This is a genomic window from Pseudoflavonifractor sp. SW1122, from assembly GCF_012027765.1.
Lineage (GTDB): Bacteria > Bacillota > Clostridia > Oscillospirales > Oscillospiraceae > Enterenecus > Enterenecus faecium.
The window spans coordinates 1-11,148 of the sequence record NZ_SJOS01000070.1; the positions used below are offsets into that span (position 1 = coordinate 1).

The window sequence follows — 11,148 nt, forward strand, 5'->3', positions numbered from 1 at the left end:
CGGACAGCAGAGAGATCAGACAGACGGTCGCCAATATATAATAAAATCCACGGTTTTTCTTTCTCATCATCCGAGATCTCCTTGTTTTCCGCTAAGCTCAACTCATGATATCACGGGGGCACAGGGGGGTCAACTACAAAGCGGTAACAAAGTATTATGAGAGTTTTAATTTTGGCAAAAATATGTCAAAGATGTGGGGTTCGGTCATTCCAAAATGTGGATGATATCGTCGTAGGAGGCGGCGGTGTAGGTGGGCCGGGCGGGTCCGGTGAGGGGCTGGTTCTGGGGGTTATACCAGATGGTGTCGATACCGGAGCGATTGCCCCCTAAAATGTCGCTGCCCAGGCCGTCTCCCACCATGACTACGGTGGAGCGGTCGGTGATGGACAGGGCGTCGCACACCTTGTCGAAGAAGCCGGGCATGGGCTTTTGCACCCCCAGCTCCATGGAGATGAACAGGTTGGGGATGAGGGTGTCTAGGTGAGTGCCCTCATAGCGGCCCCGCTGGGCCGCCGGCATGCCGTTGGTGGCGATGGCCAGAGTGAGGCCCATGGCGTTGAGCTTCTCGCAGAACTCCCAGGCTCCGGGGAGCAGATAGGCCCCCTTGCCCACGGTGTTGACAAACTCCCAGTTCCAGGCTCGGGGGTCGTGATTTCCCCCCCGTACCCGCATGAAGGCGGCAAACCGCTCCACCCCCAGAAAGTCCTGGTCGATCTCGCCCCGGGCGAAGGCGTCCCACAGGGCGTTGTTGATCTTCTGGTACAGGGCCTCCTCCTCGGGACCGAAGTCGTAGCCCCGGCGGGTGAAAACCTCCCGCAGGGCCTCCCGCTCCGAGCGGTGGAAGTCCATCAGGGTCATATCGGCGTCCAACAGGACGGTTTGGTAGCGGCTCATAGATGGGGTTTCTCCTTTCGGGTACAGTACATGCGCACGGCGGTGGATACCAGCAGGGTGCCCAGGGCGATGCAGCCGGAGATGCCGAAGGTGCGAATCATGGTCTCCAGAAACAGCTGGGACTCCCCCCGGATGCCGTAGTCCACCGCCTGATACACGGTGAAGCCGGGGACCAGGGGGAAGTAGGACACCACTAGGTAGGAGATGGTGGGGCATTTGCGCAGCCGGGCCATGATCTCGGCGTAGATGGCCACCCCCACCGAGGCGGCCAGGTTGGAGATAAACACGTTGTTGTCCGTCAGCCACATCACCGGCAGGTACACCGCCCACCCCAAAGCGCCGCCCAGGCAGCACAAAAAGGAGCCCATGCCCCGGACGTTGTAGAGCAGGCAGAAGCCCAGACACCCCATAAAGGCGAAGAAGCAATACCCCAGGGGGGAGTAGACCGCCACAGCGGTGAGGGGGTTGGAGTTGGGAAAGAGGTTCTGACACAGGGCCATGGCGGCGCCGGTGCCCAGGGCGATGGCCCCGGCGGTGAGCACCGCCCGGGTGAAGGTGGACAGGCCGGAGACAATGTCCCCGGTGAGCAGGTTGCTCATGAAGTTGGTGAACACCAGGCCGGGCACCAGCACCATGATGGAGCCCACCACCGCGGTGCCGGGGTTGATGGGCAGCCCCAGCCCCAGGGCTACATACACCACCAGTGCCAGCACAAAGCCGCTGGCCATGGTGTTGATGAAGAAGTTGGAGCGGGTGCGGTTGAGGGCCAGCATACACATGCCGCACAGCAGGCCGGACAGGGCGGCCACCAGGGACTCCAGCCAGCCTCCCGAGAAGAACAGGGAGAAGAACAGAGAGCCCACAAAATAGCCCACCAGCTGGTAGTGGGCGGGGTAACGGCGGAGGTTGGCGGCGGTCTGCCGCACCGCCAGCAGGAAGTCCTGGGGGTCCTGGGGTGGGTCGGCGCACAGGCGGCGGGACAGGGCGTTGTAGCGCTCAATGCCCTCGATGTCGGTGCCCGACACCGTGGCCTGGCGCATTCGGGTGTGGACCCGGCCCTCCGGGTCGGTGACCGAGACCATGAGACAGTTGGGAATGGCGAACACCTCACAGGTGAGGTGGTAGGCCCGGGCCAGACGGTGGAGGGTGTCCTCCACCCGGTAGATCTCCGCTCCCGAGTGGAGCAGTCCCAGGCCCAGCTCACACCAGCCTTCCAACAGTAATTCGTAATTCATTCTCCAGACTCCTTTCTGGAAAAATAAGTGCCTGCATGAGTATACCATAGGATGTGTCAATTGCAAGGGATTTTCCCGTGAAAAATCCGGCGGCTGCAACGTCCGTGCAGCCGCCGGGATTTGGCGAGATCACTCCAAGGTGAGAGTGTCCAGCATGGCCTTCTGAATGGCCTGATATTGGGGGGCATTGGGGTCCTCCATGACGTAGGACTGCTCCACCAACAACGAGGAGTTGGGCCCCAGTTCCAGAATCCAGAACTGACGGTAAATGCCGTCCTGGGGACTGACCACCAGGGTGTGGGCGGTGTAGGTTCCACTGCCCACCTGGACTTGCTGGCCCAGGTCGGGAATCTCCTCCTGGAGGATCAGGCCCTGGCGGAGGGTGACGGCGTCCATGCCGTTGAGACGGTTCACCGACAGGTAGTTGCCCTCGCTGATCAGATAGGCGTCCCCGTTCTCCCACCCCTGGCGGGTGAAGAGGTTGGGGTCATAGACGATGGAATAGCCCTGGAGGCTGTAATGGCGCAGCCCGTTGGCGGTGAGGACGGCGCCGTCGTACTCATAGGACAGGGGGGTCTCCACATCGGGCTGATAGGCGGGGATATCCCGGGACACGTCGGGCAACGTGTCGGTCTCGTCGGGGTCGGGGGTACAGGTGCCCGTGAGAGACTGGCTGGAGGAGCCGATGGAGGCCGGGTCCGGGGAAGCAGCAGGGGCGGCAGTGCAGGCGGACAGCGCCATGCACATGAGCATGCACAGGGTACACAGCAGGGTCCGACGCATACAATTACCTCCTTGGTTCAGATATCATTATTATATCGACGCAAAAGCCCCGGTACAACAACAGAGGGGTTAAGAATGGTTACAATTTGTTTACGCCTTGGAAACATTCCACCGTTGACAGGGGGGAGGCCAGCGGCTACAATGGAAGAAAATACCCTATGGCCAGGGAGTTGGCGGGAGAACGACATGGAAGAATTACTCAGACTGTACCGGGAATATTTGGAGCAGGCGGCCCTGCCCCAGAACCAGAAGCGGCCGTTCCAGGGGGCCTATGGCCTCATCGGCGGCCCTGCCCCCAACTCCTTTCACCAGCAGTTTGTCCAGCAGGTGGAGGCGGCCCTGGCCCAGGTGCCGGAGACCGAGCGGCGGGAGGCGGTGGAGTACATCTTCCACCAGCCCCTGGAGCACAAGCGCAACCCCACGGTGTACTGGATGTTTGTGGCGGTGCACGGGGTGGTGATGCCCTACCTGAAGGACCTGACGGCGGAGGAGGCCAGGGACCTACAGTGGTGGTATGAGCGCTCCTACCCCCGCCGGGAGCAGACCCCGGTGCAGCGGCGGCTGGTGGCGCTGCTGAAGAAGATGCGATAACGGCAGGTGACGGACATGGAAGAACTGGAACAGCTGTATGGAGCCTATCTGGACTTGGTGGCCCAACTGAACCGTAACCGGAAGCTGTGGGACGGGGCCTTTGGCCTGGGGGGCGGTCCGGCGGACAACCCCTGCCATGAGAAGCTGGTGCGAGACGTGGAGGCGGCCTTGGCGGACCTGGACCCCACCCGACGGCCCCAGGCGGTGGAGTATATCCTCCGCCAGCCCCTGGAGCACAAGGACGACCCGGTGGTGTACTACACCCTGATGGCGGCCCAGGGGGCCACCATCCCCTACCTGTCCCAGCTGCCTGTAGACCAGGCCCAGGCGCTGCGGGGCTGGTTTGAGCAGACCTTTCCCCGCCGGGAGCGGATGCCCTGCCAGGACAAGGTGCTGGCAGCACTGAAAAAAGTAAAGTGAGCAAACGGGCTGCGGGAATTTGGTCCGCAGCCCGTTTTTGCGCCGATGTTCGCCCAGTCAACCGCTGGTTGAGGGGATAATCCCCATTTGGTTGAGCGGATTGGGGGCCACTCAACGGATGAGCCCTTCCGTTTTCCGGGGCCAGAGGGTAAGGTAAGGGTAGAAACGAAAAAGGAGAGATGGTTATGGAGACCACGTTGGGAAAGAGAATTGCCGCCCTGCGCCGGGACAAGGGGCTGAAACAGGACGAACTGGCGCAGCAGCTGGGGGTGACTCCTCAGGCGGTGAGCAAGTGGGAGAACGACCAGACCTGCCCGGACATCACCCTGCTGCCAAAGCTGGCCCAGATTCTGGGGGTGAGCGTGGACGAGCTGCTGTCCGGCAAGGCCGAGCCGGAAGTCCCTGCCGTGCGGGTGCTGCCCGCCGAGCAGCGCAAGGACTTGAAGGACATGGTGCTGCGCATTGTGGTGGACTCTGCCGAAGGGGACAAGGTGCGAGTGAATCTGCCCCTGGGCCTGGTGGAGGCGGCCATAGATATGGGGATGGATGTGACCCAGTTTACCGGAACCGACGCGTTGAAGGGCATTGACCTGGGCAAGATTCTGGATCTGGTACGGTGCGGCTCGGTGGGCAACCTGGTGGAAGTGGAGTCCGCCCAGGGGGACACCGTGCGCATCTTCGTGGAGTGAGCCCATGCGCATCATCGTCAAAGACAAGGACTCTCATCTCAACATCCCCATTCCCACCCGGCTGGTGTTCAATGGCCTGACGGCGGGGCTGCTGTGCTGGGGGCTGGAGAAACACGGGACCCATATGACCCGGAAGCAGCTGATGGTGTTTGTCAAAGAGCTGCACCGGTTTCGCCGCCGCCACCCCAGGTGGACCCTGGTGGAGGTGGAGGGCCATGAGGGCGAACAGGTGAAAATTACGCTATAAACGAGGAGGAATCCGGCCATTTGGCCGGATTCCTCCTCGTTTACAATGTTACAGTGAATACCACCCCGGTTTGGGTGGCCTGAGCGGTGCAGCTACCCCCGTGGAGCTGCACAATGTGCCCCACAATGGCCAACCCCAGCCCGGTGCCCTCTCCGGGGGCGGCGTCCTCCCGGCGGTAGAAGGGCTCAAAGAGTTGCTCCAGCTCCTCCTGGGGGATGGGCGGGCAGTCATTGGACACCCGCAGGGTGGTGTGGTGGTCCGTCTGGGCCACCTCCACCCCGATTTCACCCCCGGCGGGGGTGTATTTGACGGCGTTGGTGAGCAGATTTTCCACCACCTGGGCCATCCGGCCCCGGTCGGCCAGGACGGGGGCAGGGTCCTCCAGAGCGGTGGACAGCCGCAGCCCCTTGGCCTCCAAGGTGGGGGCCAACTTTTCCAGGGTGGAGCGGGTGAGCTGGGACAGGGAGAAATTTTCCCGGCGCAGCTTTACCCGCCCCGCCTCCAGCCGGGACAGGTCCAACAGCTCCAGCACCATGCCGTTCATCCGCTCCGCCTCGCTGCAAATGGTGGCCAGGTACTTCTCCCGCTTGTCCTCGGCGATGTGCTCTTGCAGCCCCTGGGCGTAGCTGTGAATCACCGCCAAGGGGGTTTTCAGCTCGTGGGCCATGTGGCTGGTAAAGGTGCGGCGGTGCTCCTCGGCGGCCTGGGCATAGGTGAGGGCCTGGTTGAGCCGCTGAATCTCGTCCTTTTGTTCCCGATACTCGGCCCCGTGGGCCTGGAACTGTTCTTGAAGTCGGTGGCTCTCCTGCCAACGGCACACCTGGCTGGGGCGCAGCAGCAGCCACTTCTGCCGGGTATCCAGGGCCTGGGACAGCTGCTGGATGGGGGAGAGCAGCTCACGGACCAGCACCCGCCGAAGAACCCCAAGGAGCAGCACGCACAGGCCCAGGGTGAGCAGGTATACCCACCACAGCTGCCGGGCTGCTTGCAGCCAGGGACAGCTCCACGCCCCGTAGACCAGGAAGCCCTGGTCCGTGGGAGCCACGCTCAACACCAGCAGGTTGGGCCCGGACCACAGGGAGAAGGTGCCCCATTTCTCGATAAAGTCCGGCCCCAGGTTCTGTACCAGCTGGGCTAAGCTGTCATACCGGGTTCCACGGTAGGTGAGGGGGGAGTTTTCCAGGGCGGTGCACAGGTGGAAGTTAGTGGCGTAGAGGGTGACGGTCTGGGTGCCTGGGGCCAGAGCGTCCGGGTTTTGGTACATATCTCCCCAGTCCGGCCCCAAAGGAGGAAGGTAAAATTGCTGGACCGTGACGGGGGTGAACTGGCTCCCCTCCAGCACCCCTTCCAGGCGCAGGGCGTGGGTGAGCTGGAATTCTGTGTCCCCCTCCAGGAAAAAGGTAATGTTGTCGGTGAGATGGTCTGGGTCCAGGATGGCCCGGGCATAGCGGCCCGAGGCCTCCACACCAGTCTCATACTCCTCTTGGGTGAGATATTCCAAGGAGAGAAAGGTCTCCCAGCTGCCCCCCAGGCAGGTTCCCTGGGTGTCAAAGAGGGCGGAAGTGAACTGCATATCCAAGGTGCGCCAGCCACTCACACTGCCCCAGGGCAGGGTGGTCTCGGCCAGAGCCTCATAGGCTTGGGAGCCATACTGGGTGAGCATGGTCTCTGCCTGCCGCTGGGCAAATACGGCGGTGAGCAGCCCCATACAGAGAAGCCAGGGCACCAGCATCGCCAGGCACAGAAGCCCGGTGAGGGTGGGCCGGGCACGGGGACGGCGTTTTTTGGTGTCTGTCATGCTCACCCCTCCAATCGGTAGCCCGCCTTGATGACGGTGCGGATGTGGCTGGCCCAGGGGCCCAATTTCTCCCGCAGACGGCGGATGTGGGTGTCCACCGCCCGGTCCTCCCCCTGGTAGTCGTAGCCCCAGCCGTGGCGCAGCAGCTGCTCCCGGCTGAGAACCTGGCCCCGGTGGGACATCAGGCAGTGGAGGAGGGCGTACTCCTTGGGGGTGAGGGGGATGTCCCGCCCCTCCAGGTACACCTTCTGGGCGGACAGGGACAGGGCCAGCCCATCCAGCTCCATCCGGTCTCCGGCTCGCACGCTGCCCCGGCTGCGGCGGATGAGGGCCATGGTCTTGGCGTACACCACCGACAGGTTGAAGGGCTTGGTGATGTAGTCGTCCGCCCCCAGCTCGTAGCCCAGCAGGGTGTCCTCCTCGTCGGACAGGGCGGTGAGGAAGAGAATGGGCACGTCCTGGGTGCGCCGTAGGGCCCGGCACACGCTGCGCCCGTCCAGCTTGGGCATCATAATGTCCAGCAAAACCGCGTCAAACTCCTCCTGTTGGGCCCATTCCAGGGCCTGCGCCCCGTTTTCCGCCTGGATGGGGCGGACGCCCTTGCTGGCAAAGTAGTCGCACAGGACCTCCCGCAGACGGGGGTCGTCCTCGGCAATCAAAATACGGGTCTCCATGCTCCCGCCTCCTTTCACCCTCAGGATACCTGGGGGATGTGTATTCTCTGTGTCATTGTAGCAGAAAATGTTCCGCCCGGATACAAAAAAGGGAGGGCCTGCCGGAATCAGCGGCAAGCCCTCCAACGATGGAGTCAGGCGGAAATTTTATGCTGCATGCCCTTCAGGGCCCCGGCCTTGTCCAGGGAGAAGAGGATTACCCCGGACAGGATGGCACCCCCGGCGGTGGACACCAGGAAGGGGATGATGTAGGCGTAAAAGGCCACCTGGGCGGCGTTGGCCCCCATAAAGAGGATGGCCATGGGATAGGCGCACAGGCCGCCCAGAATGGCGGTGCCGAACACCTCCGCAACCAGGGTGGGGAGCAGACGGCGGGTCTTCCAGTACACCACCCCGCACAGCAGCGCTCCGCACATGCTGCCCGGGAAGGCCAGCAGGGTGCCCAGGCCCAGCAGGTTGCGCAGCAGGGAGGCGGCAAAGGCCACCGCCACCCCGTACCAGGGGCCCAGGAGCACGGCACAGAGGATGTTGACCATGTGCTGCACCGGGGCGCATTTGCTGCCGAAGACGGGGAAGGAGAAGATGCTGCCCACCACGGCCACCGCGCACAGGATACCCGCCAGGGTCAGCTTGAGAACTTTGGTATTTTTCATCTTGGTTACACCTCGTAACAGTTCCGGGAGAAACGGCATGAGACAGCGACGCCCTCCATAAGAACGTAAAATGGTCGGTCGAGACTTACTGGTCTCCTCTCACGCCGGAACACGGCTTCCCATCGCTGTCATACAGGCCCAGGGCGCTCCCCCTCAGCCCGCCACGGACTTACCGTGGATGCCCATTTCCCCCCCTTTTGTCCAGGTGTACAAAACCAGGAGACACCTGTGGGGATGTCTCCTGGTCACAATGGTTCCATATGACTCCCTACGGCGGCATGATCCGCATCAGGTTCAAGGGTCGAAGCGATACGGCTTCCTCTCAGCTTGCCTCACAAGCTCCCCTGTGTTTTGATTGTATCTGTGATAATACACCCAAAATCTCCAAATTGCAATGGTTTTTTTCAAGTCCATGGGTTGCCAGTGGCCTCCATCAGGCTCAGGAGGTAGTCCCAGTCTACCTCCTGAGAAATATGGTAGTAGGTAGGGTAGCTATCATGGCCCAGCTCGGTCACCTCCATGACCTGGTGGGAGATGACGATGAGTTTGGAGTTGTCCGGGCCTTCCAGAAAGAAGGAGCAGTCCGTCTCTGGCAGGGTGTAGGTCCCCATCAGCCGGGACAGGGACAGCCCGGACAGGTAGTCGTGGAAGGCCTGGGGGTCTGTGAGGGTATATGGGGTGTTCTCCGCCTGGGCATGGGGCGGGCTCAGGTGGACGCCGTCCACCTGGTACTGGGCGGTGTCCCCGGCGGAGTAGAGCACCTGAGCGGCCGGGGCGGTATCATAGGACAGGGTGACGCTGCCGCAGGTGATGGCCGCCAGGAAGAAGAGCACCCCTACCACAACGGCCCCGCTGGAGCGGGCGGCGGGGGAGAGTACCTGCTCCAGACGGCGGCGCAGGGTGGCGGCGGAGGCGGACAGGCAGGTGGTGAAGCCCCGGGCATCCCCGGCGGTGTTCAGCAGCAGGGCGGCGTACTCCTTGCGCTGGGACTGGTGGGCGAAGAGGAGCACGGTCTCGTCACAGCTCAGCTCCAGGTCCTGGGCGCAGCTTTTCATGGCCACCCACATCAGGGGGTTAAACCAGCAGATGGCGGTGCAGAACAGGAGAAAGAACTTGCTCCAGCTGTCCTGACGGGCCAGGTGAATGACCTCGTGGCGAATGACCCAGTACAGCTCCTCCCGGGTGTAGGAGCGGGTGGGCAGCACCACCCGGGTGCAGCGGGGCAGAAGGCCGATGGACAGGGGAGTCTTCACCTCCGGGGAGATCACCAGCTGGTATTTGGGGTTGCGGAAGCCCGCCTCCTTCAGGGCCTCCTCCCAGATGTACCGGGTCAGGGGGTCGGTGGCGGGGACGGCGGGGGCCAGGATGCGGCGGCGGAAGCGCAGGTGCTGGACGATGTGAAAGGCCAGCACCCCCACCAGGCCCGCCAGCCACACCCACAGCAGCAGGGTCCACCCATGTCCCGGCAGGGGGATGATGAGCCAGGGCCGGGGCGGGGTAAAGGTGGAGTAGGTGGTGAGGTAGAGCACGTTGGGGATGACCCACAGCATGGCGCAGGTCCGGGCGCTGATGCGGCCTCGGAGGTGGGGCATCAGGGCTAACAGCACCAGATAATACAGGCTGACGTGGAGAAACAACCCACCATAGGAGGAAAAGGTGATGTCCGCTGCCCGGGCAAAGCCGATGAAAGGGGTGAGAAGCACTGGGCATAGCGTGACCACCACCAGCAGCAGCATAGCGGGGTAGTAGGGAAGGTAAGAGGGGTGGTTGCCCAGGTCGGGGATGCCATCGTTGCCCATGAGGGCATCGTAGCGAGAGTAGGCGGTTCCTGCCATGAGCAGGGACAGGACCAGGAAAATGAGGATGCGGAACATACTCAGTCACCTTCTTTCAGAAGCTCCCGAAGCTCTTCCAGTTCCTCCTTACTCAGTCCGCTGTCACACAACGCCGAGGCAAAGGTGGACAGGCTGCCCCCACACAGCTTCTGGATGAAGCTGCGGCTCTGGGCGGCCAGATAGTCCTCCCGGGTGACCAGGGGGGCGTAGAGGCTCTTGCGCCCCTCTTTGTCCACCCGGACAAAGCCCTTTTCACTCAGCCGGGACAGCAGGGTCAGAAGGGTGGTGGTGGCCATGGGGTGGGTCTGGGCCAAACGCTCTTCCAGTTGGGTACGGAGGACGGGGGTGTCACTGGTCCATAGGGCCTGCATCACCTCCAACTCCGTGTCGGGTAAGCGGCGGATGGTGTAGCTCATGGTATCCCTCCTTCTACACTTGTAGTATCTAACTGTATTCTACAACTGTAGAATGAAATTGTCAAGGAAAACGCTACCCGCTGGGGGTCCATTTTGAGTGGCCAAAATGGACGAAAAGCCACTTAGGGCGTTCCCCCCTAAGGACCTCCCTTGGGGTACGAGGCTGGACCTGCGTCAAGCTGGTGTTCGGCCCGTTACCCTTGCTGTGACGCCTAGTTCTGCCACTACACCAGGCCACACGGGGCAGCTGGCCCTATCGCCAGGTGGTTTCCACAGCCGGGCCTACCCTGGCCAAGCGGCGTTCCCGCCGCCGAAAGTTTCTGCCGCACTATCCTGTTGCGCTGTGGTAGGGGCCGTGGCTTGCCCGGCCCGTGGCTACCCTGGCATTGCCCTGGGAAATTCGGGAGGGGCAAGCCCCTCCCCTACGCCCATCAATCCAAGAAATGCGGCAATTTTCAAGGTCTTTTTGTGTCCAGCCCTTCCAGAACTGCATTGACACGCCCCCCCAGTACCGCGGGGTGGATTCCACAAGGCGGGGGAAGGCCCCGCCTTTGGCGATTCTTTCCCCGATTTCTCATCGGGGAGAAATCGGGCATAAGCGGAGCGTCCCCGGCGGCCGCAGCGGCCAGGGCCAGATACAGGCCCAGCTGGGCCTGGTCCCCGGTCTCAGGGGGCGTCACCGGCTCCTTGGTGGGCTTGGCCTCCGGGACAGCGGTGGGCTGGGTCTCGGGGGCGTCGGTGGGAGCGGCAGTGGGGGCCGGGGGAAGATTTTGGGGAATTTCTATCACTTTAACATGGAAAAGAAAAATCCTGGGATTCCCGTATTGTGGAAGAATGAGACAGAGAAAGGGAGCGCTGGAGGTTTTTCTCACAAAAAAGACATGGCCCGGACGGAACATCCGTCCGGGCCATA

The 11,148-nt window shown here is 62.4% G+C and carries 13 protein-coding genes and 1 riboswitch; of the genes, 4 read left to right on the forward strand and 9 right to left on the reverse strand.

Annotated features, from left to right (window positions below):
- Positions 1-204: 204 nt before the first annotated feature.
- From E0L15_RS11450 to E0L15_RS11460, 3 genes are all read right to left on the reverse strand, one after another.
- Positions 205-894, reverse strand: a complete 690-nt coding sequence (locus tag E0L15_RS11450; protein WP_168125688.1) for a YjjG family noncanonical pyrimidine nucleotidase — start codon at positions 892-894, stop codon at positions 205-207.
- Entirely contained in the window at positions 891-2,129 is a 1,239-nt protein-coding gene (locus E0L15_RS11455; RefSeq protein ID WP_168125689.1) for a threonine/serine exporter family protein, read from the reverse strand. The genes E0L15_RS11450 and E0L15_RS11455 overlap by 4 nt, the downstream gene beginning before the upstream one ends.
- A gap of 129 nt (positions 2,130-2,258) precedes the next feature.
- Positions 2,259-2,912, reverse strand: a complete 654-nt coding sequence (locus E0L15_RS11460) for a hypothetical protein (RefSeq protein ID WP_168125690.1) — start codon at positions 2,910-2,912, stop codon at positions 2,259-2,261.
- Positions 2,913-3,098: 186 nt separating this feature from the next.
- On the opposite strand from E0L15_RS11460, the gene E0L15_RS11465 reads away from it, so the two are divergent.
- The 4 genes from E0L15_RS11465 to E0L15_RS11480 all read left to right on the forward strand — a co-directional run bounded on the left by E0L15_RS11465 (position 3,099) and on the right by E0L15_RS11480 (position 4,859).
- Positions 3,099-3,503 carry a hypothetical protein gene (locus E0L15_RS11465; protein ID WP_087230419.1) on the forward strand — a complete coding sequence of 135 codons (405 nt, stop codon included), beginning with the start codon at positions 3,099-3,101 and terminating at the stop codon, positions 3,501-3,503.
- Positions 3,504-3,518: 15 nt separating this feature from the next.
- A complete protein-coding gene (locus E0L15_RS11470; RefSeq protein WP_168125691.1) occupies positions 3,519-3,923 on the forward strand; it encodes a hypothetical protein in 405 nt (134 codons plus the stop codon).
- 185 nt (positions 3,924-4,108) lie between these two features.
- On the forward strand, positions 4,109-4,612 hold the full coding sequence (locus tag E0L15_RS11475) for a helix-turn-helix transcriptional regulator (RefSeq protein ID WP_168125692.1): 504 nt from the start codon (positions 4,109-4,111) through the stop codon (positions 4,610-4,612).
- 4 nt (positions 4,613-4,616) lie between these two features.
- On the forward strand, positions 4,617-4,859 hold the full coding sequence (locus tag E0L15_RS11480; RefSeq protein ID WP_168125693.1) for a hypothetical protein: 243 nt from the start codon (positions 4,617-4,619) through the stop codon (positions 4,857-4,859).
- Between the two features lie 40 nt (positions 4,860-4,899).
- On the opposite strand, the gene E0L15_RS11485 is transcribed toward E0L15_RS11480, so the two are convergent.
- The 6 genes from E0L15_RS11485 to E0L15_RS11510 all read right to left on the reverse strand — a co-directional run bounded on the left by E0L15_RS11485 (position 4,900) and on the right by E0L15_RS11510 (position 11,023).
- Positions 4,900-6,657, reverse strand: a complete 1,758-nt coding sequence (locus E0L15_RS11485) for a HAMP domain-containing sensor histidine kinase (RefSeq protein WP_168125694.1) — start codon at positions 6,655-6,657, stop codon at positions 4,900-4,902.
- 2 nt (positions 6,658-6,659) lie between these two features.
- Complete coding sequence (locus E0L15_RS11490) at positions 6,660-7,331, reverse strand: response regulator transcription factor (protein WP_168125695.1); 672 nt, start codon at positions 7,329-7,331, stop codon at positions 6,660-6,662.
- Between the two features lie 134 nt (positions 7,332-7,465).
- Positions 7,466-7,984 (reverse strand): energy coupling factor transporter S component ThiW, encoded by a 519-nt coding sequence (thiW, locus tag E0L15_RS11495; RefSeq protein ID WP_168125696.1) that lies wholly within the window; start codon positions 7,982-7,984, stop codon positions 7,466-7,468.
- A gap of 248 nt (positions 7,985-8,232) precedes the next feature.
- Positions 8,233-8,340: riboswitch (TPP riboswitch) on the reverse strand.
- Between the two features lie 48 nt (positions 8,341-8,388).
- Positions 8,389-9,858, reverse strand: coding sequence for a M56 family metallopeptidase (locus tag E0L15_RS11500; protein ID WP_168125697.1), 1,470 nt, complete (start codon positions 9,856-9,858; stop codon positions 8,389-8,391).
- A 2-nt stretch (positions 9,859-9,860) separates the two neighbouring features.
- Positions 9,861-10,235, reverse strand: a complete 375-nt coding sequence (locus E0L15_RS11505) for a BlaI/MecI/CopY family transcriptional regulator (protein ID WP_168125698.1) — start codon at positions 10,233-10,235, stop codon at positions 9,861-9,863.
- Between the two features lie 455 nt (positions 10,236-10,690).
- A complete protein-coding gene (locus tag E0L15_RS11510) occupies positions 10,691-11,023 on the reverse strand; it encodes a hypothetical protein (RefSeq protein WP_143482757.1) in 333 nt (110 codons plus the stop codon).
- Between the last annotated feature and the right edge of the window lie 125 nt (positions 11,024-11,148).

Coding starts and splice junctions, on each gene's coding strand:
- E0L15_RS11450 (WP_168125688.1), bottom strand. CDS start 894: ATGAGCCGCTACCAAACCGTCCTGTTGGACGCCGATATGACCCTGATG.
- E0L15_RS11455 (WP_168125689.1), bottom strand. CDS start 2,129: ATGAATTACGAATTACTGTTGGAAGGCTGGTGTGAGCTGGGCCTGGGA.
- E0L15_RS11460 (WP_168125690.1), bottom strand. CDS start 2,912: ATGCGTCGGACCCTGCTGTGTACCCTGTGCATGCTCATGTGCATGGCG.
- E0L15_RS11465 (WP_087230419.1), top strand. CDS start 3,099: ATGGAAGAATTACTCAGACTGTACCGGGAATATTTGGAGCAGGCGGCC.
- E0L15_RS11470 (WP_168125691.1), top strand. CDS start 3,519: ATGGAAGAACTGGAACAGCTGTATGGAGCCTATCTGGACTTGGTGGCC.
- E0L15_RS11475 (WP_168125692.1), top strand. CDS start 4,109: ATGGAGACCACGTTGGGAAAGAGAATTGCCGCCCTGCGCCGGGACAAG.
- E0L15_RS11480 (WP_168125693.1), top strand. CDS start 4,617: ATGCGCATCATCGTCAAAGACAAGGACTCTCATCTCAACATCCCCATT.
- E0L15_RS11485 (WP_168125694.1), bottom strand. CDS start 6,657: ATGACAGACACCAAAAAACGCCGTCCCCGTGCCCGGCCCACCCTCACC.
- E0L15_RS11490 (WP_168125695.1), bottom strand. CDS start 7,331: ATGGAGACCCGTATTTTGATTGCCGAGGACGACCCCCGTCTGCGGGAG.
- thiW (WP_168125696.1), bottom strand. CDS start 7,984: ATGAAAAATACCAAAGTTCTCAAGCTGACCCTGGCGGGTATCCTGTGC.
- E0L15_RS11500 (WP_168125697.1), bottom strand. CDS start 9,858: ATGTTCCGCATCCTCATTTTCCTGGTCCTGTCCCTGCTCATGGCAGGA.
- E0L15_RS11505 (WP_168125698.1), bottom strand. CDS start 10,235: ATGAGCTACACCATCCGCCGCTTACCCGACACGGAGTTGGAGGTGATG.